Below are 21,603 nucleotides of genomic sequence, written 5' to 3'. Positions count from 1 at the left end.
CGGTTTTCAAGCAAAACGGGGGCACAGCGCCCCCGTCGTATTCTTCGGCATGCTGCGCCCGTCAGACACGGTAGTTGGGCGCTTCCTTGGTAATGGTGACATCGTGCACGTGACTTTCGGTGATACCCGCATTGGTAATGCGCACGAACACCGGCTTGTTGCGCATTTCTTCAATATTGGCACAGCCGGTGTAACCCATGCTGGCACGCAGGCCGCCGGCCAGCTGGTGGACGATCGCGCCCATGGGGCCCTTGTAATCCACACGCCCTTCGATGCCTTCCGGCACCAGCTTGTCCACCGCATTGGTGGACTGGAAGTAGCGGTCGCTGGAGCCCTGTGTCTGCGCCATGGCGCCCAGTGACCCCATGCCTCGGTAAGATTTGTAGGCGCGGCCCTGGTAGTATTCCACCTCGCCCGGTGCCTCTTCGGTGCCGGCGAACATGCTGCCCAGCATGACCGCATAGGCCCCGGCCGCGATCGCCTTGGCGATGTCGCCAGAGAAGCGGATGCCACCGTCGGCAATCAGCGGCACGCCGCTGTCCTGCAGCGCCTCGGCCACATTGGCGATGGCGGTCAGCTGGGGCACGCCCACACCTGCAACAATCCGCGTGGTGCAGATGGAGCCGGGGCCGATGCCCACCTTGACCGCATCCGCACCGGCTTCCACCAGATCCAGTGCAGCCTGGGCAGTGGCGATGTTGCCACCAATCACATCCACTTCGGGGAAGTGATCCTTGACCCAGCGCACCCGATCGAGCACGCCCTGAGAGTGACCGTGAGCGGTATCCACCACGATCACGTCAGCGCCGGCATCCACCAGCGCTTCCACACGCTGCTCGGTGCCTTCACCGGTACCGACCGCCGCACCCACGCGCAGACGTCCCGCTTCATCCTTGCACGCATTGGGATGCTCGCTCTCTTTGAGCATGTCAGTAAGGGTAATCATGCCCTTCAGGTTGGAGTCATCATCCACCACCAGCACGCGCTCGATGCGATGCTCGTGCATCAGCTTGCGAATTTCACCCTTGGAGGCGCCTTCCTTTACGGTCACCAGCTTCTCGCGCGGGGTCATGACGGTAGTAATGGGAGCGTGCACGTCCTTGACGAAACGCAGATCGCGGCTGGTCACCAGACCATACAGCTTGCCGTCCTTCATCACCGGCACGCTAGAGATATTGTGCTGCCCCGTCAGGTTCAGCACTTCTTCAATGGTGGCATCGGCATTGACGGTGATCGGGTCGGTAATCACGCCATGCTCGTATTTCTTCACCTTGCGCACTTCATCGGCCTGCTGCTGCACGGTCATGTTCTTGTGGATAATGCCAATGCCGCCTTCCTGGGCAATGGCAATGGCAAGGCGCGATTCGGTCACCGTATCCATCGCCGCGGACACGAACGGCAGGTTAAGGCGGATATTGCGCGTCAGCTGCGTGCTCAGATCCACGTCCTTGGGCAGCACGGTGGAGTGCGCCGGCACCAGCAGAACATCGTCAAATGTATAGGCTTCTTCAATAATTCGTAGCATGGCGGGTTCCCAAATAGGTTTTTTATAGCCTGATCAGATTTTTCAATTATTGAAACTCAATGGGTTAAACGAATCGCAAGATATTGAATTTCAATCACTTGAGTCCGACATGATTCGTCTGTCGGCACCCTGAACAGGCATTGCCTGAACTTGAGCGTCATTATAAGGATTGACACAAGGCCGGTAAACTTTATAGTGTTATGCAACCGGCCAAACAACAACCCAGCCGGGTTCAGGATGGCAGCGACCATCCAGGCAAAGCTCTCAATCAGGAGGAAAACCGGAATGAAAAAAATCATCGTTACTGCAGCTGTCGCCGCGTCCCTGTCTCTGGGCGCCTGCTCCATGGGCACCAAGTCGGAGCCGAAGACCTACGCAGAAATCACCGCTGCAGCCAAAGCAGCCCACGCTGAAGCCAAGAAGCACCAGAACGTGTGGAAGCAGAAGAAGATGAAAAAGGCCTACGTAGATTACTACTTGGCCCAGGCTGAAGCCGCCAAGAAGAAAGGCGATGAAGCCGCTGCCATGAAGAACGCCAAGCTGGCACTGCGCGTTGCCCGCGCAGAAGTTGACCAGATCAACCGCTACAAGAACGAAAAGCCGATGTGGGAAAAGTAATCCCCTTCGACCGTTCGATGAAAAAACCGGCTACGCGCCGGTTTTTTTGTGCCTGCCAGAAGGTTTATAACCATGCGGGACTTAACAGCTACACACTTCGCTAGGCAGGTGCGCGTAAAGAAGATCACCTTGCGGGGGGCTTTACTTGCCCTTGAGATAGTGCTCGTCGGTAAAGGTGGCAATCCACTGCGGCTTGAACATCACCAGAAAACCCATCAGCATGCCATTTATGAAGGCTTCCGGCGCCGCCAGTAGCGGAATGTAGGGCATAAAACTGTGCCCCACCTTTTCAGCCGTCTGAACTTCTGCGCCAATGAGCACCCAGCCGGTGAGCAGCAACGCCACAAACGTGCTGATCCCCGCCGCCAGAAAGGCATTGAAGAACACATACACAAAAAAGTGGTGTGGCAGCCAACGCCATGCCAGCTTGAGCAGCCACCACGTGATCAGTGCCGGCACCACGCCCATCAACAGCCAGTTGAGCGCCAGAGCATCCCAACCGGTGACCTCAAAGGCGCTGAGGATGATCAAGGCCAGCAGGGCCGCCAACACGGCGAACTGCCAGCCAAACATCAGAGTGACGGACGTCATCATCAGAAAATGAAAGGTCAATCCATCGGCAATCGAGGCCGAAAACTTCCACAGCAGCGCCAGGGCCACGGCGACGCCAAAAAAGACATGCTGCGCATGACTGTCGCCCTTCACCTTGTGCCACGGCGCTGTCTTGACCGTCCAGAACAGAATCGCCAGCGCGACCAGCGCCGAGGCGATAACCCAGGAGAGTGGTAAAACATCTGCAGGCAGATTCATAGCCGACCTCTTCATTGCGTCGCTGAAAACAACCTATTATATTGGCTTGTTTTCAGCGAACCATCAGTAGCCATTATGCCTCAGCCCTCACCCTTTCGCATTCTCGTCGCCGCGTTCTACGATGCACTCATCCTTGCGGTCATTCTGTTTGTCGCCGCCATTCCATTTCCCCTGCTGTTCGGCGCAGGCTTCGAGCAGAATCCTTTCAGCAGGGTTGCCTTTCAGTTCTACCTGCTTGCCGTTGCCTACGCGTGGCTTGCCTGGCACTGGCGCAACGGCTATCTGACACCCGGACAGAAAATCTGGTCGCTGTGCCTGCGGGGACAGTACGGTAACCGCCTGAGCTGGGCGGAAGTGAACATGCGCTTTGGCAGCGCCCTGCTTTCGCTCGCATTGCTGGGGGCAGGCTGGTTATGGGCGCTTGTCCGGGGTCAGACTTTGCACGATCAACTTGCGGGCACTACAATCGTCGCCTGTTCAGACAAGGAGGGCTGAGATGGCCACCATTATCATTCATTCCAACGTGCTCAATTTCGATCAGGTAACCACCCTGACCCGCGCCCTCGGCAAACCCGAAAAGCACACCACCCACTATCGTATTGAACGGGCGGAACCACCCGCTCCAGAAACCCTCGATGCCCTGCGCAACGCCCTCCAGCTGGATATCAACGTCCTGCCGGAAGACTTTGACCCGAAAGCCGTCAAACTGCTGATTTCGGACATGGATTCCACCCTGATCGCCATCGAGTGCGTGGACGAAATTGCCGACCGGGTGGGCATCAAGGACGAAGTCGCAGCCATTACTGAAGCGGCCATGCGCGGCGAGCTGGACTTTGAAAGTTCGCTGAAAAAGCGTGTCGGACTGCTGGAGGGCCTGCCCACGCACGAACTCGAATGCGTCTACGAGGAACGCCTCGAACTCAACCCGGGTGCGGAAACCCTCATCGCCGGGCTCAAGCAGAAAGGCATCAGCTTCGCCTTGGTCTCCGGCGGCTTCACCTTCTTTACCGAGCGGCTGAAGGCGGAGCTGGGGCTGGACTTTGCCCGCGCCAATGTGCTGGCCGTTGCGGAAGGAAAACTTACCGGCGGGATTGACGGGGATATCGTTGCCGCCCACACCAAGGCAGAATATCTGCTGGAACTGTGCGATCAGCTGGGCATCACCCCCCAACAGGCCATTGCCGTAGGCGACGGCGCCAATGATCTGGAAATGATGAAACTGGCCGGCCTTTCCGTGGCCTACCACGCCAAGCCTGCCGTACGCACCCAGGCGGATACCCAACTCAACATTCGCGGACTGGACGCCATTCTCGACTTTCTCGAGGCATGAAAAAAGCCCGCACTCGCGGGCTTTTAATTGGGCATTGCGGCCAGCATCAGTTAAAACATGCTGCTCTCATACTCCTGAACCGCCACGCTGATGAACTTGCCCAGTGTGGACTGGTAACCCGGCCACTTGCTGGCCACCTGCTGCATGAACGGCTCCGCCATGATCTTCGGTTTCATCTCAAATGGCGACAGGCCTTCTTCGTAATACTTGGCCACATTGTCCCAGATGGTCTTGAAGAACAGCTCCTGATCCTTGAACAGCTGGATGTCGTCGTGGTGCCCGTGCCCCGGGCTCAGCGTATAGCCGGCAAACTGCTTCTGCCAGCGCTGCATGGCATCGATGGTCCCGCGGAACGAACCGTCCGCCGCATTGGCAATACGACGCATGGCCACATCACCAATGTAGACAATCTTCTGGTCGGGCACCTCCACCATAAGGTCAGACTCGGTGTGTACCCTATCCTCGTAGTCCGGGTTGCTGTAGTGGTGAATGCGCAGCTCGGTATCGCCCACCTTCAGCACTTCACCCCCTTTCAGCACCTTGTTGGGCGGTGTTACGATGGTGCCCATCACCGCATTGTTGGTCACGCGGTTGAAGAAATTGAGCCAGAAGTCGCCAGCCCCGTCCTTGATTTTTTGGAAGGTGGCGGGGTGAGCATAAATAGGCACATCCGGATAGGCTTCCACAAAAGCGTGGTTGCCCAGCCAGTGATCACCGTGATAGTGGGTATTGATTACCATCACCACCGGCTTGTCGGTCACCTTGCGGATCTGGCGCAAGATCATTTCACCAATCTGCACCGAACCGCCCGGCTCCAGCACCACTACCCCCTCTGAGGTGACGATAAAGCCCGGGTTGGAGAAAAAACCGTGATTCTCAGGCGTGGGCTCGGGATCCTTGGCACGAATGTACCAACATTTTTCGCTCAGTTGCGTGGCCGGCACATCCGGCATCGGCGGTGCCTTCACCACCATGTCCTCATCTGCCGCATAAAGCGGGGTCAGCGCCGTCGCGCCAACAGCCAGCCCCATCATTCGAATAAATTCGCGCCTATCCATATCACAATCTCCTATCGCAGTCATCTGATTGTAACAAAAACCGCAGGACCTGCAAGTTTCACATTTTGGCAAGGATTTTCAGGGGCGCATTTTTATAATGATGGGCAAACAGGAGAAAACCATAATGCACTGGCTCATTCACTGGCTCGATCCGCTCATTTTTGGCACCCTTGGCACCATGGGTTTTATCGTGCTGTGGCTGTCGCTGGAGCGCTGGCTCTATTTCCGCAGCACGGATCCTGACCGCTTCGACTCACCCGAAGCGGCACGCATCGAGACCACGCGCAACCTCACGCTGATCGCCAGCCTGGCGGCCAACGCCCCCTATGTGGGACTGCTGGGTACGGTGCTGGCCATCATGCTCACCTTCTGGCAGATTGGTGAAGCCGGCAACCTCTCTACACAGGCCATCATGCTGGGGCTGGCAATGGCCCTCAAGGCCACGGCGGCCGGCATCCTGGTGGCCATTCCCGGCACCCTGCTCTACAACGTGCTGCTGCGCAAGGCGGAAGTAATCCAGCTGCAGGTGCAAGCCCGTGCGCAGAATTGACCAGATCAATGTCATTCCCCTGATCGACGTCATGCTGGTGCTGCTGGCGGTGGTGCTGGTGACTGCCAGTTTCATCGTCCATGACAAGCTGAACATCGAGCTGCCCCAGACGCAGCAGTCCGCCAGTACCGCCCCCTTACCCGAAACACGCCATCTGGCGCTCGATGCCCAGGGGCGCCTTTATTTTGAAGCGCAGCCCATTGCACTTTCACAGTTGAGTGCCCTGCTGCATGCCGACCCCAAACGTCCCCTGGAATTGCGCGTGGACCGTCGCACCGCCTTTGGCGATTTTGTCGCCGTGGTTGAACGTATCAAAAGCCTCACCCCGCCCCCACCGCTGACGATTCTCACCGAGCATGTCCAGCCGTAAACGCCACCTGCTCGCCCTGCTGCTGGCCGTGGCCCTGCTGCTGCCGCTCGTGGGTCTAATGGTGATGAGTCTCAGCCAAACGCAGACACCTTCGGACACCCTGAGGCAGGTGGTGCCGGTGACACTGTCCGAGTTTGCACAGCCACAGCCCAAGCCACAGCCCAAGCCGCAGCCCAAGCCGCAGCCCAAGCCGCAGCCCAAGCCGCAGCCCAAGCCGCAGCCCAAGCCGCAGCCCAAGCCGCAGCCCAAGCCACAGCCCAAGCCACAGCCCAAGCCACAGCCCAAGCCCGCAACAGCTGATCAGGCGCCGTCCAAGGCTGCCACTGCGACGCCCACACAGCCTGCCAAAACAGCGTCCAATCCCCAGGCCGAGGCGGAAAAAGCCGACTATCTGGCCGCATTGCGACAGGCGATTACGACGGCGGCTCGAGATACCTATCCCTATCGGGCGCGACGTCGCGGCATTGAAGGCGATGTCTGGCTGCAGTTCCGTATCCACGCCGATGGCCGCATCGACGCGCTTGCCATCGAGCGCAGCAGTGGCAGCGCGTTGCTGGACGAAGCGGCTCGTGCCGTCATCATGGATGAATTGGGTGCGCGCTTTCGCCCCTTCCCGCCTGGCATGGCGTCGGACCCGCTCTGGGTTGAGGTGCCGATCCGCTACCGTCTGCGGTAAACTAGCGCGCAATCAAGGCCAGGAGAGCAACAATGGATTACACCGTCCCGGAAAAAAACATTGAAGACGTTCAGCGCGAGCTGGTGCAAATGTTCAACCGTTACGACAACTGGAAGGACCGCTACAAGCTGCTGATCGACATGGGCAAGAAGCTGCAGGACATGCCCGAGGAATACAAGACGGAAGCCAACCGCATCCACGGCTGTCAGTCGCAGGTATGGCTGCACACGGAAGAGCACGATGGCCGTCTCTTTTTTCAGGGCATGAGCGATGCAGCCATTGTCTCAGGGCTGGTCGCCATGTTGCTGCGCGTCTATAACGGGCGCACGCCGGAAGAGATCCTCAAGGCGCCGCTGGACTTTCTCAAAGAGATGGGCCTGCTGCAGCACCTGTCCCCCAACCGCGCCAATGGCCTTTATCACATGATCAAGCGCATCCAGAAGGAAGCCAAGGAAGCGCTCATTCGTCAAATCAAGGCCAAACAGCAGACCCACTGAGGGGGGTCCCCGACTTTTTCAAACGGCATTTTTCACCGCCACAAAAAAGCCCGCCCTGGCGAGCCAGAGCGGGCTTTTCAGTGGATCAGCATCGGTTTTATCAGCTCAAGCCGAGCCCCAGCTTCAACTGACGCTCGTCAGCGCGCATCAGATACTCGATGCGCTTTTCCAGTGGCGGGTGACTGGCAAACAGCGCCATAATGCGCTCACCTGCGGACTCGTTGATACCGAACGCCGCCAGCTGCTCCGGCAGATGGGCCGGTTCGTGGATGGTCATCAGGCGCTTCAGGGCGGCAATCATCTTGTCACGCCCGGCCAGATAGGCACCGCCCGCATCAGCACGAAATTCACGCTTGCGGCTGTACCACATTACGATCATGCTGGCGAGGATGCCAAACAGGATCTCAAAGATGAAACTGGTAATGTAAAAGCCGATACCGGGCGCATCATCTTCGTTACGGAACAAGACACGGTCCACGAAATAACCGACGATGCGGGCAAAGAAGATGACAAAGGTGTTGACCACGCCCTGCAACAGCGCCATGGTAATCATGTCGCCATTGGCGATGTGCGCCACTTCGTGCGCGAGGACCGCCTCGATCTCATCCTGGGTCATGTTTTCCAGCAGGCCGGTGGATACGGCCACCAGCGCATTATTGCGGTTCCAGCCCGTGGCAAACGCATTGGGTGCCGGATCCGGATAAATGGCTACATCCGGATGCCCGATGCCAGCCTTGTCCGCAAGACGGTGCACGGTCTGCACCAGCCAGGCTTCCGCCTGATTGCGCGGATGCTGCGGGTCAATCACCTCGGCACCGGTCATCTGCAGTGCCATCCACTTGGACAGCAACAGCGACACAAACGAACCGGCAAAGCCGAACACCGCTGCAAAGACCAGCAGGTTGCCCAGATCAAGGCCATACTGATTCACATAGCCGCCCACACCCAGCAGACTGAGCGAAATGGACGCCACCGCAATGACAGCGATGTTGGTCAAAAGAAACAGGAATATGCCCTTCAAGCTCATGGAAACCTCCTTGTGATGAGCAATTGCATATAAACAATATAAGGATTATTTATAACAAATCAACCCAGCATCCTATACGTAAAATAACGCAAATTCTCACCCAGGATACCGAAAATGCTTCGTCTGACGCTGTTTCTTTCGCTGATACTCGCATTGCCCGCCCACTCAGCCCCTCTGCAACTGTCCGAAATTCGCTCAGCAGCCCAAAACGGCGATGTGGACGCCATGCTGACGCTCGCCCTGGCCTACCAGGAGGGTGCACTGGGGCTGAGCGCCGATCCCAACCGGGCACAGGCATGGCTGACCCGTGCCGCCGCCCAGGGCAGCCGTGCAGCCCAGCTATTGCTGCAAAGAGACAGCTCAGCGGTGCATGCCGCCTCGAGGACAGAGAAATCCGCACAGGTGCCCGGAACGCAAGCGACTGAAAAAGCAGGCACACCGCCACGTGCCCAGATTGAACCGCCGCTGAAACTGGCCATCACCTTCAATACGCTGGTCGACACAACCCAAAAGCCGCTGCTGCGCATCAAGGCCGGCGATGACGGCATTGGGCTTTACCCCTACCGCAGCAACTATTTCATCCCCTATAGTCATGACTTCCATGCCAAACCCGACCGCAAGGCAGACGAAGCCAAATTCCAGCTCAGCCTGATGAAACCGCTCGTCTACAACCTGTTCGGGCTGGAAGAAACCTTTTTTGCCGCCTACACCCAACAGTCAAACTGGCAGATTTACGCCAGCTCCGCCCCGTTCCGCGAAACCAACTACGAGCCGGAGCTGTTTGTCACCCTGCCGTTCAAATGGGGCGACTTCCCGCTGCGCGCCCTCAAGGTGGGGCTCAATCATCAGTCCAATGGTCAGGGCGGGACGCGCTCGCGCTCGTGGAACCGCCTGTATGCAGCCGGCCTGTTTCAGCTGGACGACACCTTCGTCAGCCTGCGTGGCTGGTGGCGCATTCCCGAAGCGCGCAGCAGCGATGACAACCCGGATATCGAACAGTATCTGGGCTACGGCGACCTGCGCGTCGCCTGGCCCATCGGGCGCAATCTGCTCAGTCTGACGCTGCGCAACAACCTGGATACCGCCCACAACCGCGGCGCCGTGCAACTGGATTGGTCCTTTCCCATCAAGGAGTTCCGCCACACCTTCGGTTATGTACAGCTGTTCAGCGGTTATGGCGAAAGCCTGATCGACTACAACCGCAGCGTGGACAAGATCGGCATCGGCATCCAGTGGAGCCGCTGAGAATGCGCTACACGTAAAAAACCCCGCCACAAGCTTTTCTGGCGGGGTTTTGCACGGCGTCGAAAAAACGGCTTTGAAAAAGTCGGGGACCCCTGTCAGCCGTCCAGTTTCTTGCGCAGCAGCTCGTTGACCTGCTTCGGATTGGCCTTGCCCTGGGTGGCTTTCATCACCTGCCCCACAAAGAAACCGAACAGCTTGTCCTTGCCGCTGCGGTACTGCTCCACCTGCGCCGGGTTATTGGCGATCACCTCGTCAATAATTGCCTCAATGGCACCGGTGTCGGTAATCTGCTTGAGACCCTTCGCCTCAATGATCTCGTCAGCACGGCCTTCGCCGGCCCACATGGCTTCGAATACCTCCTTGGCGATCTTGCCGGAGATGGTGTTGTCCACGATCCGAGCCAGCAGCTCGCCGAGCATGGCCGCGGTAATGGGCGATTCGGACAGCAGCAGATTCTCCTTGTTGAGCGCACCGAGCAATTCCACCATAACCCAGTTGGCGCACAGCTTGGACTCGCCGCCCACGGTGGCAACCACCTCCTCGTAGTAGTCGGCCAGCGCACGTGAACCGGTCAGAACACCGGCGTCATAGCTGGGCAGCCCATACTGTTCCATGAAACGCTTGCGCTTGGCATCCGGCAGTTCCGGCAGGGTTTCGGCCACCTCGGCGATCATCTCATCGGTGATCACCAGAGGCAGCAGATCCGGATCCGGGAAGTAGCGGTAATCGTTCGCCTCTTCCTTTTCGCGCATGGAACGGGTTTCGTCCTTGACGGAGTCGTACAGACGCGTTTCCTGCACAATGCTGCCGCCGGATTCGAGAATGTCCATGTGGCGCTCGATCTCGTACTGGAGCGCCTTTTCCAGGAACTTGAACGAGTTGATGTTCTTCAGCTCGGTGCGTGTGCCCAGCGGCTCACCCGGACGGCGAATGGAGACGTTGGCGTCCACGCGGAAGGAGCCTTCCTGCATGTTGCCGTCGCAGATTTCCAGATACTGCACCAGCTCGTGAATCTTCTTGGCATAGGCGATGGCCTCCGCGACGGAACGCATGTCCGGCTCGGAAACGATTTCCAGCAGCGGTGTGCCGGCGCGGTTGAGGTCGATGCCGGTCATGCCGGCGAAGTCCTCGTGCAGGGACTTGCCCGCATCCTCTTCCAGGTGGGCACGGGTGACGCCGATGGTCTTGGTGTCGCCATCCACCTCAATCTCCACCTGCCCCTTGCCGATGACCGGCAGTTCATACTGGGAGATCTGATAGCCTTTGGGCAGATCCGGATAGAAATAGTGCTTGCGCGCAAACACGCTGCGGCGGGTAATTTCGGCGTCGATGGCAAGGCCAAACTTGATTGCCATGTCCACGGCGGCCTTGTTCAGCACCGGCAGCGTGCCCGGCAGAGCGATATCCACCGCAGACGCCTGCGTGTTGGGCAGAGCACCGAATGCCGTGGACGCACCGGAGAAGATTTTCGATTTGGTGGCCAGCTGTGCGTGGATTTCCAGGCCAATAACAATTTCCCAATTCATGCTGCGTGCTCCTTAACCCAGTTCCGGTGTACGTGTGTGCCAGTCGGTGTGCTGCTGGAATTGGTGACCGATATTCAGCAGCTTCGCTTCGCTGAAATACGGCCCCACCAGATGCAGCCCCACCGGGCGCCCCTTGGCAAAGCCTGCCGGCACGCTCATGCCGGGCAGGCCGGCCAGGTTCACCGGAATGGTGTACAGGTCGGCCAGATACATGCTGACCGGATCGTCGGACTTCTCGCCCAGGTTCCACGCCACCGTCGGCGCCACCGGCCCGGCGATCACGTCGCACTGCTCGAAGGCGCGCACGAAGTCGTCGCGCACCATGCGGCGCAGCTGCTGCGCCTTGAGGTAATAGGCGTCGTAATAGCCCGCCGACAGGGCATAGGCACCGATCATGATGCGACGCTTCACCTCGTCGCCAAAGCCTTCCGCACGGGAACGGGTATACATGTCCTTCAGATCCTTCGGATCTTCGCAGCGGTGGCCGTAGCGCACACCGTCATAGCGCGCCAGATTGGACGACGCCTCCGCCGGTGCCAGCACGTAATAGGCCGGCACAGCCAGGTCCTTGTTGGGCAGGCTCACCTCCACCACGGTAGCGCCCAGCTTTTCCAGCTCTGTGATGGCTGCCTCAATCACCTGCGCCACCTCGTCATCCAGCCCCTCGCTAAAGTACTCCTTCGGCAGGCCGATGCGCAGCCCCTCAAGGCTGTCGTTCAGATGGACAGTGTAGTCCGGCAGCTCGCGTTCCAGCGAGGTGGAGTCGCGCTTGTCGAAACCGGCCATGGCGTTGAGCAGCCAGGCGGCATCCTCGGCACTGCGCGCCATGGGACCGCCCTGATCAAAGCTGGAAGCATAGGCGATCATGCCGTAGCGGGACACGAGACCATAGGTGGGCTTGATGCCGGTAATGCCGCAGAAGCTGGCGGGCTGGCGAATGGAGCCGCCGGTATCCGAGCCGGTAGCTGCAGGTGTCAGGCCGGCTGCAACCGCTGCTGCCGAGCCGCCGGATGAACCGCCCGGCACTGCATCCCTGTCCCACGGATTGCGCACCGGGCCATAGTAGCTGGTCTCGCTGGAGGAGCCCATGGCAAATTCGTCCATGTTGGTCTTGCCCAGAATCGGCATGCCGGCCTGCTTGAGCTTTTCCACCACATGGGCGTCATACGGCGCAATGAAGTTGTCCAGCATGCGGCTGGCGCAGCTGGTGCGGATACCATCGGTAGTAAACAGGTCCTTGTGGGCAATGGGGATACCGGTGAGCGACCCGGCACTGCCTTCGGCGATGGCCGCATCGGCCATTTTCGCCATTTCGAGCGCCACATCAGGCGTGACGGTAATGAAACTGTTGAGTTCGGGATCCAGTTTTTCGATGCGGCCCAGAAAATATTGCGTCAGTTCGACGCTGGAAATCTCACGGCGATGGAGCTTGTCGCTCAGTTCGCGCAGGCTTAGCGTATGCATGGTTCAACCCTATGAAAATTGCAGGTTCGGATGTTCGGAAAAAATGTCGCAGATCACTCGATGACCTGCGGCACCAGATAGAGCCCCGCTTCCACCTTGGGCGCGATGCCCTGGAACTTTTTGTGCTGGTCGTGCTCGGTCACTTCATCCTCGCGCAGGCGCTGGGTCAACTCTAGGGGATGCGCCATGGGCTCTACACCAGTAGTATCCACGGCGGCCATTTGCGCGAACAGGTCCAGCACATTGTTCAGGCGCTCGGCGTACTCGCCCTTCTCGTCTTCTTCCACGCGAATCGCCGCCAGCGCGGCGATCTTGTTCACTTCTTCAATCGTCAATGCCACTCCGGGCCTCCTGATCACTTTTCTTCGCGAAACAAGTGCGTATTTTAACCCCTTTGGCAAGGGGATATGGATATCCTCCCAAACCCATCAAATCGGGGTAAAATAGCCGGCAATTTTTCCAACATCTGCTGGGGCGCCTACTCACCATGTTTCGTAAACTTTTCGGCATCTTTTCCGACGACCTCTCCATCGACCTGGGGACTGCCAACACCTTGATCTACGTGCGCAGCAAGGGCATCGTGCTTAATGAGCCCTCTGTGGTGGCCATCCGCGACAATGGACGTGGCAATCGCAGCATCGTCGCCGTGGGCGAAGAAGCCAAGCGCATGCTGGGACGCACACCAGGCAACCTCGAAGCCGTGCGCCCGCTCAAGGACGGCGTGATCGCAGACTTTTCCGTCACCGAAAAAATGCTGCAGCATTTCATCAAGAAGGTGCATGCGGCCCGATTCTTCCAGCCCAGTCCTCGCGTGCTGGTGTGCGTGCCCTGCGGTTCCACTCAGGTGGAACGCCGCGCCATTCGGGAATCGGCTGCCGGGGCCGGGGCCCGCGAAGTCTATCTGATCGAAGAACCCATGGCCGCTGCCATCGGTGCCGGCATGCCGGTGAGCGACCCTGCTGGTTCCATGGTGGTGGATATCGGTGGGGGCACCACCGAAGTGGCCACCATCGCCCTGAACGGCATCGTCTACGCCGATTCCATCAAGGTGGGCGGGGACCACTTTGATGAAGCCATCATCAAGTACGTGCGCCGCAACTACGGCATGCTGATCGGCCCGGCCAGCGCCGAGCGCATCAAGCACGAAATCGCCACTGCCTACCACGAAAGTGAACCGCGCACCATCGAAGTGCGCGGGCGCAACCTAGCAGAAGGTGTACCGCGCAGCTTCACCCTCAACAGCAATGAAATCCTTGAGGCGCTGCAGGACCCGCTCGCCGCCATCGTCAGCGCCGTGCGGACCGCACTGGAACGCACGCCACCGGAGCTGGGGGCAGACATTTCCGAACAGGGTATCGTCCTCACCGGGGGGGGCGCCCTGCTGCGCAACCTGGACGTGCTGCTGAGCGAGGAAACCGGCATTCCGGTGATCGTGGCCGACGACCCCATGACCTGCGTCGCCCGCGGCGGCGGCCGTGCGCTGGAGCTGATGGACGAGCGTGGCATGGACGTCTTCTCCCATGAATAACGTCTAGGAGTCGAACCATCGCTCTCGCCGCCACATCAGCCCGCACGGATGGCCGTCATTTTGTGGCGGCTTTCGTTTTTTCTGCCATCCTCATGGCGGTGGATCACTACACCCATCTAATAGACGATTTGCGCGTCGCCCTGGTGCAGCTGCTGCAGCCGGTAGAGTATCTGGCCACGACACCTCGACTCCTGTATGAAAGCTACACCGAGGCGCAGACCGATGAAGCCGTATTGCGGCGACGTCTGGCAGCCGCTGAAGCCGAAAACCTGCTGCTGCGCAGCAAACTGCTACAGATGGAAGACCTGAAGGCGGAAAACCGCCGCCTGCGCCTGCTGCTGGACGCCAGCGGCCGCTTGCCTGTGGAAAAAACCGACCTGATGATCGCCACGGTGCTGCGCTATGGCAGCGGCCCATTTGAAAACTACGCCGTCATCAACAAGGGCGCTCTGGATGGCATCCGACCCAACAGCCCGGTCATCGACCCGGCCGGCATTTTCGGACTGGTTACCGAAACCGCTGCCCTGACCAGCCGGGTTCGCCTGCTCACCGACCCTGATCTGGCCATCCCGGTGCGTATCGAGCGGACCGGCCAGCGCGCCATCACCCAGGGACTGGGACACGGACGCGTGCTGGTTCGCTTCCTGCGCAAGGGGGCCGACATTCAGGTGGGTGATCTGCTGGTAACCAGTGGACTGGGCAACATTTATCCACCGGGCTACCCCGTTGCGCGTATCAGCGCCATTGACTTTCAGCGTGACGCGGTTTTTCTGCGCGTGATCGCCCAGCCCGTCAGTCAGCTCTACAATAACGACGAAGTTCTCGTCCTCAAGATACACCATGAAGACACCCCCGCGAACGACTGATGCCTTCTGGCTGATTCTGCTGAGCTATCTCGTAGCGCTGGTCATCAACGCCCTGCCGCTCCCCCATCCCTGGGGACTGCTGCTCCCCCCAGTCGGATTGCTGGTACTGTTTTACTGGGCCTTGCGTCAGCTGGACCGAACCCATTTTGTCGCCGCCGTATTGATTGGCCTGCTCTATGACGCGCTGGAAGGCACGCTGCTGGGCGGACATGCCCTGCTCTTTTCAGTCCTGCTGTTCATCGTGCTGCGCCTGCGTCTGCGCCTGCGGCTGGCCCATCCGCTGCAGCAGAGCCTCCTGTTTACGGGGCTGCTGTATCTCTTCGAAGCGCTCGGCTGGTTTATTCTGCGCCCCAACCTGGATGAAGCCACGCGCATCTACTGGCTGGCAATGCCATTGACTGCCCTGCTCATCTGGCCTGTCATTTCAGCCACATTGCACTTTCTCACCCGCCCTGCTGGAGCCCGATGAAATCGACCCAGGCTGCGCTTCTGTTCAAACGGCGTATCATCTGGGCGGCGCTCGCGGTCCTCGTGGGCTTTGGCGTCCTGCTGGGACGCATGGCCTATCTGCAGATTACGCTGTATGACCGCTACGCCAGTCTGGCGGAAGGCAACCGCATTAGCGTGGAAGTGATTCCGCCGCGCCGCGGGCGCATCTTTGATCGCAACCACGTGGTGCTGGCAGACAACCGGCCCACCTTTGTCATCACGGCCATTCCCGAACGGACCCGTGATCTCCGTAAGGCGCTGCAAGATCTGTCGGAACAGTTTCCGTATAAATTCGATCAGAACGACGCTGATGCGTTTTACGAATATCTGCGGGTCCGTAAACGCTTCAAGGCATACCCATTGCCGTTCGACCTGGACGAAACCGAAGCTGCCCGTTTTGCCGCGCTCAGCCATCAATGGCCCGGCTTCGAACTGACCACCCGGCTGAAGCGCATCTACCCCTATGGCAGCATTACCGCCCATGTGGTGGGCTATGTGGGCAAGATCAACGAGGATGAGCTCAAGCACCTTGACGCCAAGCGCTATCAGGAAACCTATACCATCGGCAAGTCCGGCATTGAAAAACAGTACGAGAATCTGCTGATGGGACATCCCGGCTATCGGGAAGTGGAGCGCAATGCGCAGGGCCGTATCGTACGCGTGCTAAACACGACGCCACCACAGGACGGGGAGGACATCACCCTCACACTGGACATTGCCCTGCAACAGAAGGCCTACAAGCTGCTGGGGGGACGCCCCGGCGCCATCGTGGCGCTCAAACCCGAAGACGGCAGTGTGCTGGCCATCGCCAGCGCGCCCGGCTTCGATGCCAACCTGTTCGTGGATGGCATCGACGCGAGCACCTACCACAGCCTTCTTACCGACTGGCGCAAGCCGCTCATTAATCGCCCCATCGCCGGCGTCTATCCGCCCGGCTCCACCATCAAGCCCTTTTTGGGGCTCATCGCCCTGGAGCACGGCATCGTATCGCCCGGCTTCAACATATACGATCCGGGCTATTTTGAATATCAGGGGCATACTTATCGCGACTGGAAGCGCGAGGGACATGGTCGGGTTGACCTCTATCACGCCATCATGGAGTCGTGCGACACCTATTTCTATCAGGTAGGGCTGAAAATGGGCATCGACCGCATTCACGACGGATTGCTCCAGTTCGGCCTCGGACGCAAAACCGGCATTGACCTGCCAGGCGAACGCAGCGGCCTGATCCCCAACAAAGCGTGGAAACGCGCCGTGCGTGGCAAACCCTGGTACAACGGTGAAACGATCATCGCCGCCATTGGACAGGGCTATGACCTTTCAACTCCCATTCAACTGGCACGGGCCACCGCCATCCTGGCCAATCGCGGCACCCAGGTGGTCCCACACCTGCGCGATGTGCCCGTGCCGCCCGAAGGGCATATTCCCATTAAGAACCGCAAGCATTGGGAGCTGGTCATCAAGGCGATGGTGGGGGTTCTCAAGGATCCGCGTCATGGCACCGCCCGCCGTGCAGGCCGCATGATCCCCATCCCCATGGCGGGCAAGACCGGCACGGCCCAAGTCAAGGGGCTGCGTGCCGAAGAGGAGTATGACGAAACCAAAATTCCGCTCCAGGAACGCGACCATGCCCTGTTCATCGGCTTTGCGCCGGTGGACAAGCCCGAAATCGCCGTTTCCGTCATCGTGGAGCATGGTGGCGGAGGCAGCAAGGCGGCCGCGCCACTGGCGGTGCAGCTGGTCAATGCCTATCTGGGGTTGTCCCCGCCCAAAGCGAAGGCGAAGAAACCATGAAACAGGAAACAGGTCTGCTCTATCGACTGCACATTGACGGCTGGCTGTTGCTGGGGGTCGTGCTGCTGCTGATCACAAGTACGCTTGTGGTGTACAGTGCCTCCGGGGGCGAATGGTCCGTGGTGCAACGCCACCTGATGCGCGTCGGTGTCGCCTTTGTTCTGATGCTCATCTTCGCACAAATTCCGCCGCGTCAGCTGATGCTGTGGGCACCGTGGCTGTTTCTGCTGGGCATTGTCCTGCTGATAGCCGTACTGGTGGCGGGCAAGGTGGGCAAGGGGGCACAGCGCTGGCTCGATCTCGGTGTCATTCGCTTTCAGCCTTCGGAGCTGATGAAACTGGCCCTGCCCATGTTTCTGGCCTGGCTGTATGCCTGGAGCCCCATGCCGCCCAACTGGCCGCGGCTGGCGGTCGGGTTCGGCTCCATTGCGCTCACCGCCGGCCTGATTGTGGTGCAACCGGACTTGGGTACTGCGCTGCTGATTGCCAGCAGCGGGCTGTTCGTGCTCTTTTTTGTGGGACTGCCGTGGAAGGTCATTTTGGGCGTGCTGGTCGCCGCCGTCGCGGCAGCACCCGTGGTGTGGCATTTCATGTACGACTACCAGAAGCAGCGCGTGCTGACTTTCCTCAACCCGGAGTCGGATCCGCTCGGAGCCGGCTACCATATCATCCAGTCCAAGATCGCCATCGGCTCCGGCGGCCTGTGGGGCAAGGGTTTCATGGGGAGCACCCAGGCGCATCTGGAGTTTCTGCCGGAGAGCACCACCGATTTCATCTTTTCCGTATTCTCGGAAGAGTTTGGCCTGTGGGGTGTCGCCCTGCTGCTGGCAGGTTATACCTTCGTCATTTTCAGGGGCTTTTACATCGCCTTAACGGCCGATGACAATTTCGGCCGCCTACTGGCTGCCGCCCTGTCCATGACCCTGTTTACCTACGCGTTTGTCAATATCGGCATGGTCAGCGGCCTGCTGCCGGTAGTAGGCCTGCCCCTCCCTCTGATCAGCTATGGCGGCAGCGCACTGGTCACGCTGATGATCGGTTTTGGCGTGCTCATGTCCATCCGTACGCATCGCCGCTTCATGGGCAGCCAGAGCACCTGATGCTGCCTTGAACCCACCTGCCCACCGTGTTAGATTAGCGCGTTAAAATCGCACTGGAACCAAAATGAACAAGCTGATGAAACACCTCCGCGTACTACTCCTTTTTCCCCTGCTGCTGTTCGTCCAGACAGGCTTGAGCGCCCCTGCCCATGTGCCGGCACCCAAGCCCGTCACCGAACAGGTTTCCATCGTGCCAGCGCCGCCCTCCATCGCGGCCAAGGCCTACCTGCTCATCGATTTCGACAGCGGCGCCGTACTGGCTGCGAGGGATCCTGACAAGCGTGTGGAACCGGCCAGCCTGACCAAGATGATGACCAGCTACATCGTGGCACACGAGCTGGATGCGGGCAAGATCCACCTGGACGACAAGGTCACTATCAGCGAAAAGGCCTGGAAGATGCCAGGGTCGAAGATGTTCATCGAAGTGGGCAAGAAGGTGCCGGTGCGGGACCTGCTCAAGGGCATGATCGTGCAGTCCGGCAATGACGCCACCGTGGCACTGGCCGAATATGTGGCCGGCAGCGAGGAGGTCTTTGCCCAGCTGATGAACCAGTACGCGCAGAAGCTGGGCATGACCCACACGCATTTTGTCAATGCCACCGGCCTGCCCGACCCCAACCACTACACCACCGCTCGGGATCTGGCCATCCTGGCGCGTGCGCTGATTAGGGAATTCCCCAATCATTACGACTGGTACAAGGAAAAAGTTTTCACCTATAACGGCATCACCCAGTACAACCGCAACAAGCTGCTGTGGCAAGACCCCAGCGTGGACGGCATCAAGACCGGCCATACCCAGTCTGCCGGCTACTGTCTGGTTGCCTCTGCCAAGCGTGACGGCATGCGCCTGATCAGCGTAGTACTGGGTACCGACTCCGACCGCAAGCGCATCAGTGAAAGCCGCAAGCTGCTCAACTATGGTTTCCGTTTCTATGAAACCCACCCCCTCTACAAGGCGAATCAGCGCCTGACCGACCACAGGGTGTGGGAAGGTGCCACGGATACGGTCGCCATCGGCACGCCGGAAGATGTCTACATCACCATTCCGCGCGGCGAGTACAAGAATGTGCAGCCCATGATGGAAATTCCCAAGGAATTGCATGCGCCCATTCAAAAGGGTCAGCAGCTGGGCACACTGAAAGTGATGCTGCACGACAAGGTGCTGGTGGAAAAACCGCTGATTGCACTCAATGACGTGCAGGAAGGTGGCTTCTTCAAGAAACTGATGGATCAGGTGAAGCTGCTGTTCGCCCAAATGATGGAGAGCCTGGGACTGTGAGCACACAAACCGCCTGGCTGAATGGGGAGTGGCAACCACTGGAGGCGGCGCGCGTTTCGCCATTGGACCGTGGCTTTCTCTTTGGGGACGGCGTGTACGAAGTCATTCCGGTCTATGAGCGCCGCGTTTTTGCTTTCAAACCCCATCTCCAGCGCCTGAAGCACAGCCTGGAGGCCACCGGCATTCCCAACCCGCATACTGACGAGGAGTGGGAAGCGTTGTGCAATAGCCTGGTAGAGCGCCACCCGTGGACGGATCAGTATCTTTACATACAGGTGACACGGGGTGTTCAACCGAAGCGGGATCACCTGCCCCAGAACTGCCTCGTGCCCACAGTGTTTGCCTATACCAGCGAACTCAAGCCCATGGATGAGGCCGTGCTGCAGCGTGGCGTACGCTGCATTACCACCCAGGACATCCGCTGGCAGCGCTGCGACATCAAGGCCATTACCCTGCTGGCCAATGTGATGATGAAACTGGAGGCGCAGCGGGCTGGCGCCGACGACGCCATTCTGATCCGCAACGGCATGGTGTCGGAAGGCACGGCCAGCAACGTCATGATCGTGGAAGGCCAGTCGCTGGTCACGCCGCCGCTGGATCACCATCTGCTGGGCGGCATTACCCGCCAGATCCTGTTGAACTGCGCACCCGCCATTGGCCTGCTGCCGGTGGAAGAACCCATCAGCATACAGCGCCTCTACCAGGCGGATGAGATCTGGCTCACCTCCTCCACCAAGGAGGCCCTGCCCGTGGTGGAGCTGGATGAACGCTCCGTTGGAGATGGCACGCCGGGCCCTGTCTGGCAGGCGATGCGCAGCCACTATCAACAGGAAAAACAACGTCTTGTCCAACAGCGAGGGGGCGCCTCATGAGTATTGATGACACCAATACCAACACACCCGAAAACCCGGGCCAGCTCGAGTTTCCGTGCGATATCACCGTCAAGGCGATGGGCAACAACACCGACAGCTTTGCCGCGGAAATCTACGACATCTGCAAGACGCACATTCCGGAACTGCAGGAGGGCGATATGAGCGTGAAGACCTCCAGCGGCGGCAAGTTCCAGTCCGTCAACGTGAAGATGAATGCCAAAAGCCGCGAGCAGTTGGAAAAGCTCTACAAGGATCTGAACGACCACCCTGACGTTCACATGACCCTCTGATCATGGCCGAGCTGATCGTGCGCGTTCTGGGGCAGCGCCCTTATGAACCGACATGGTCGGCCATGAAAGCCTTTACATATGACCGCAACCACACCACGCCAGATGAGGTCTGGCTGGTGCAACATCCGCCTGTCTTTACCCAGGGTCTCAATGGCAAGCCTGAACACCTGCTGAACCCGGGTGATATTCCGGTGGTACAGACCGACCGAGGTGGTCAGGTCACCTATCACGGCCCCGGGCAATGGATTCTCTACCCGCTACTGGATCTCAAGCGTGCCCAACTGGAGGCCCGCCACTTCGTACACAGTCTGGAGCAGGGGCTCATCGACTATCTGGCCACCCGCTCCATTGACGCCCATGCCCGCGACGATGCACCCGGCGTGTATGTGGGCGCGGCCAAGCTGGCCTCTCTGGGACTCAAGGTAACCCGCAAGGGCTGCTACCACGGCATCGCGCTCAATGTGGACATGGACCTGTCCCCATTTACGCGCATCAATCCCTGCGGACTGACACAGCAGCCGATGACGCAATTGGCCGATCTTGTGACGCCTCTGCCTGAGCCCGACGCCCTGCTGCACGATTGGCTCGCCTGCACCCTCGCTGCCAGCGGGTACAAACCCGAGCGCATTACATGGATCGATGAGGCTGAAAGCAAAACGCCCGCAAGGAGTGCGGGCGTCTGTTAAAAG

The 21,603-nt window shown here is 59.3% G+C and carries 24 protein-coding genes; 17 read left to right on the top strand and 7 right to left on the bottom strand.

Features of this window, described 5'->3' with window-relative positions; translation table 11 throughout:
* Positions 1 to 61 precede the first annotated feature (61 nt).
* Positions 62 to 1,525 carry an IMP dehydrogenase gene (gene guaB, locus BUQ81_RS03330; protein ID WP_074200986.1) on the bottom strand — a complete coding sequence of 488 codons (1,464 nt, stop codon included), beginning with the start codon at positions 1,523 to 1,525 and terminating at the stop codon, positions 62 to 64.
* A 285-nt stretch (positions 1,526 to 1,810) separates the two neighbouring features.
* Here guaB and BUQ81_RS03320 point away from each other — a divergent pair, with 285 nt between their 5' ends.
* A complete protein-coding gene (locus BUQ81_RS03320; RefSeq protein ID WP_074200984.1) occupies positions 1,811 to 2,143 on the top strand; it encodes a hypothetical protein in 333 nt (110 codons plus the stop codon).
* 141 nt (positions 2,144 to 2,284) lie between these two features.
* On the opposite strand, the gene BUQ81_RS03315 is transcribed toward BUQ81_RS03320, so the two are convergent.
* The gene (locus BUQ81_RS03315) at positions 2,285 to 2,953 is read right to left on the bottom strand and encodes an energy-coupling factor ABC transporter permease (protein ID WP_074200983.1); all 669 of its coding nucleotides are present in this window, start codon (positions 2,951 to 2,953) and stop codon (positions 2,285 to 2,287) included.
* 75 nt (positions 2,954 to 3,028) lie between these two features.
* On the opposite strand from BUQ81_RS03315, the gene BUQ81_RS03310 reads away from it, so the two are divergent.
* Positions 3,029 to 3,448, top strand: a complete 420-nt coding sequence (locus BUQ81_RS03310; protein WP_074200982.1) for an RDD family protein — start codon at positions 3,029 to 3,031, stop codon at positions 3,446 to 3,448.
* 1 nt (position 3,449) lies between these two features.
* The gene (gene serB / locus BUQ81_RS03305) at positions 3,450 to 4,283 is read left to right on the top strand and encodes a phosphoserine phosphatase SerB (RefSeq protein ID WP_074200981.1); all 834 of its coding nucleotides are present in this window, start codon (positions 3,450 to 3,452) and stop codon (positions 4,281 to 4,283) included.
* 50 nt (positions 4,284 to 4,333) lie between these two features.
* Here serB and BUQ81_RS03300 read toward each other — a convergent pair whose 3' ends face one another.
* Positions 4,334 to 5,341 (bottom strand): MBL fold metallo-hydrolase, encoded by a 1,008-nt coding sequence (locus tag BUQ81_RS03300; protein ID WP_084188211.1) that lies wholly within the window; start codon positions 5,339 to 5,341, stop codon positions 4,334 to 4,336.
* A 124-nt stretch (positions 5,342 to 5,465) separates the two neighbouring features.
* Between BUQ81_RS03300 and exbB the strand changes: the two genes are divergently transcribed.
* From exbB to BUQ81_RS03280, 4 genes are read left to right on the top strand one after another with little or no spacing between them, the layout of a single operon-like run.
* Positions 5,466 to 5,891, top strand: a complete 426-nt coding sequence (gene exbB, locus BUQ81_RS03295) for a TonB-system energizer ExbB (protein WP_074201408.1) — start codon at positions 5,466 to 5,468, stop codon at positions 5,889 to 5,891.
* Positions 5,878 to 6,261, top strand: coding sequence for an ExbD/TolR family protein (locus BUQ81_RS03290; RefSeq protein WP_074200979.1), 384 nt, complete (start codon positions 5,878 to 5,880; stop codon positions 6,259 to 6,261). Before exbB ends, BUQ81_RS03290 begins: the two co-directional genes overlap by 14 nt.
* Positions 6,248 to 6,937 (top strand): energy transducer TonB, encoded by a 690-nt coding sequence (locus BUQ81_RS03285; RefSeq protein WP_074200978.1) that lies wholly within the window; start codon positions 6,248 to 6,250, stop codon positions 6,935 to 6,937. The genes BUQ81_RS03290 and BUQ81_RS03285 overlap by 14 nt, the downstream gene beginning before the upstream one ends.
* Before the next feature lie 32 nt (positions 6,938 to 6,969).
* On the top strand, positions 6,970 to 7,434 hold the full coding sequence (locus BUQ81_RS03280; RefSeq protein ID WP_074200977.1) for a SufE family protein: 465 nt from the start codon (positions 6,970 to 6,972) through the stop codon (positions 7,432 to 7,434).
* A gap of 100 nt (positions 7,435 to 7,534) precedes the next feature.
* Here BUQ81_RS03280 and htpX read toward each other — a convergent pair whose 3' ends face one another.
* Positions 7,535 to 8,455, bottom strand: a complete 921-nt coding sequence (htpX, locus tag BUQ81_RS03275) for a protease HtpX (RefSeq protein WP_074201407.1) — start codon at positions 8,453 to 8,455, stop codon at positions 7,535 to 7,537.
* 120 nt (positions 8,456 to 8,575) lie between these two features.
* On the opposite strand from htpX, the gene BUQ81_RS03270 reads away from it, so the two are divergent.
* The gene (locus BUQ81_RS03270; RefSeq protein WP_074200976.1) at positions 8,576 to 9,706 is read left to right on the top strand and encodes a phospholipase A; all 1,131 of its coding nucleotides are present in this window, start codon (positions 8,576 to 8,578) and stop codon (positions 9,704 to 9,706) included.
* Positions 9,707 to 9,801: 95 nt separating this feature from the next.
* Here the strand turns inward: BUQ81_RS03270 and gatB are convergent, their stop codons facing one another.
* From gatB to gatC, 3 genes are read right to left on the bottom strand one after another with little or no spacing between them, the layout of a single operon-like run.
* The gene (gene gatB, locus BUQ81_RS03265) at positions 9,802 to 11,232 is read right to left on the bottom strand and encodes an Asp-tRNA(Asn)/Glu-tRNA(Gln) amidotransferase subunit GatB (protein WP_074200975.1); all 1,431 of its coding nucleotides are present in this window, start codon (positions 11,230 to 11,232) and stop codon (positions 9,802 to 9,804) included.
* Between the two features lie 12 nt (positions 11,233 to 11,244).
* The gene (gene gatA, locus BUQ81_RS03260) at positions 11,245 to 12,696 is read right to left on the bottom strand and encodes an Asp-tRNA(Asn)/Glu-tRNA(Gln) amidotransferase subunit GatA (RefSeq protein WP_074200974.1); all 1,452 of its coding nucleotides are present in this window, start codon (positions 12,694 to 12,696) and stop codon (positions 11,245 to 11,247) included.
* A 53-nt stretch (positions 12,697 to 12,749) separates the two neighbouring features.
* Positions 12,750 to 13,037, bottom strand: a complete 288-nt coding sequence (gatC, locus tag BUQ81_RS03255) for an Asp-tRNA(Asn)/Glu-tRNA(Gln) amidotransferase subunit GatC (protein WP_074200973.1) — start codon at positions 13,035 to 13,037, stop codon at positions 12,750 to 12,752.
* Positions 13,038 to 13,183: 146 nt separating this feature from the next.
* Between gatC and BUQ81_RS03250 the strand changes: the two genes are divergently transcribed.
* From BUQ81_RS03250 to lipB, 9 genes are all read left to right on the top strand, one after another.
* A complete protein-coding gene (locus tag BUQ81_RS03250) occupies positions 13,184 to 14,224 on the top strand; it encodes a rod shape-determining protein (RefSeq protein ID WP_074200972.1) in 1,041 nt (346 codons plus the stop codon).
* A 62-nt stretch (positions 14,225 to 14,286) separates the two neighbouring features.
* Entirely contained in the window at positions 14,287 to 15,090 is an 804-nt protein-coding gene (mreC, locus tag BUQ81_RS03245) for a rod shape-determining protein MreC (RefSeq protein WP_074200971.1), read from the top strand.
* Positions 15,065 to 15,559: a rod shape-determining protein MreD gene (mreD, locus tag BUQ81_RS03240; protein WP_074200970.1), complete on the top strand. Its 495-nt coding sequence runs from the start codon at positions 15,065 to 15,067 to the stop codon at positions 15,557 to 15,559. Before mreC ends, mreD begins: the two co-directional genes overlap by 26 nt.
* Positions 15,556 to 17,373 carry a penicillin-binding protein 2 gene (gene mrdA, locus BUQ81_RS03235; RefSeq protein WP_074200969.1) on the top strand — a complete coding sequence of 606 codons (1,818 nt, stop codon included), beginning with the start codon at positions 15,556 to 15,558 and terminating at the stop codon, positions 17,371 to 17,373. Before mreD ends, mrdA begins: the two co-directional genes overlap by 4 nt.
* A complete protein-coding gene (gene rodA / locus BUQ81_RS03230) occupies positions 17,370 to 18,473 on the top strand; it encodes a rod shape-determining protein RodA (RefSeq protein WP_074200968.1) in 1,104 nt (367 codons plus the stop codon). The genes mrdA and rodA overlap by 4 nt, the downstream gene beginning before the upstream one ends.
* A 76-nt stretch (positions 18,474 to 18,549) precedes the next feature.
* Positions 18,550 to 19,752 carry a D-alanyl-D-alanine carboxypeptidase family protein gene (locus BUQ81_RS03225; RefSeq protein ID WP_200770543.1) on the top strand — a complete coding sequence of 401 codons (1,203 nt, stop codon included), beginning with the start codon at positions 18,550 to 18,552 and terminating at the stop codon, positions 19,750 to 19,752.
* The gene (locus tag BUQ81_RS03220; RefSeq protein ID WP_074200966.1) at positions 19,749 to 20,624 is read left to right on the top strand and encodes a D-amino acid aminotransferase; all 876 of its coding nucleotides are present in this window, start codon (positions 19,749 to 19,751) and stop codon (positions 20,622 to 20,624) included. The genes BUQ81_RS03225 and BUQ81_RS03220 overlap by 4 nt, the downstream gene beginning before the upstream one ends.
* On the top strand, positions 20,621 to 20,914 hold the full coding sequence (locus BUQ81_RS03215) for an HP0495 family protein (RefSeq protein ID WP_074200965.1): 294 nt from the start codon (positions 20,621 to 20,623) through the stop codon (positions 20,912 to 20,914). The genes BUQ81_RS03220 and BUQ81_RS03215 overlap by 4 nt, the downstream gene beginning before the upstream one ends.
* 2 nt (positions 20,915 to 20,916) lie before the next feature.
* Positions 20,917 to 21,600, top strand: coding sequence for a lipoyl(octanoyl) transferase LipB (gene lipB / locus BUQ81_RS03210; protein WP_084188210.1), 684 nt, complete (start codon positions 20,917 to 20,919; stop codon positions 21,598 to 21,600).
* Positions 21,601 to 21,603 lie beyond the last annotated feature (3 nt).

This window comes from Sulfurivirga caldicuralii (assembly GCF_900141795.1).
Classification (GTDB): Bacteria; Pseudomonadota; Gammaproteobacteria; order Thiomicrospirales; family Thiomicrospiraceae; genus Sulfurivirga; species Sulfurivirga caldicuralii.
Note: the sequence above shows the minus strand (reverse complement) of the source record. Positions and strands in the feature narration are given on the sequence as shown.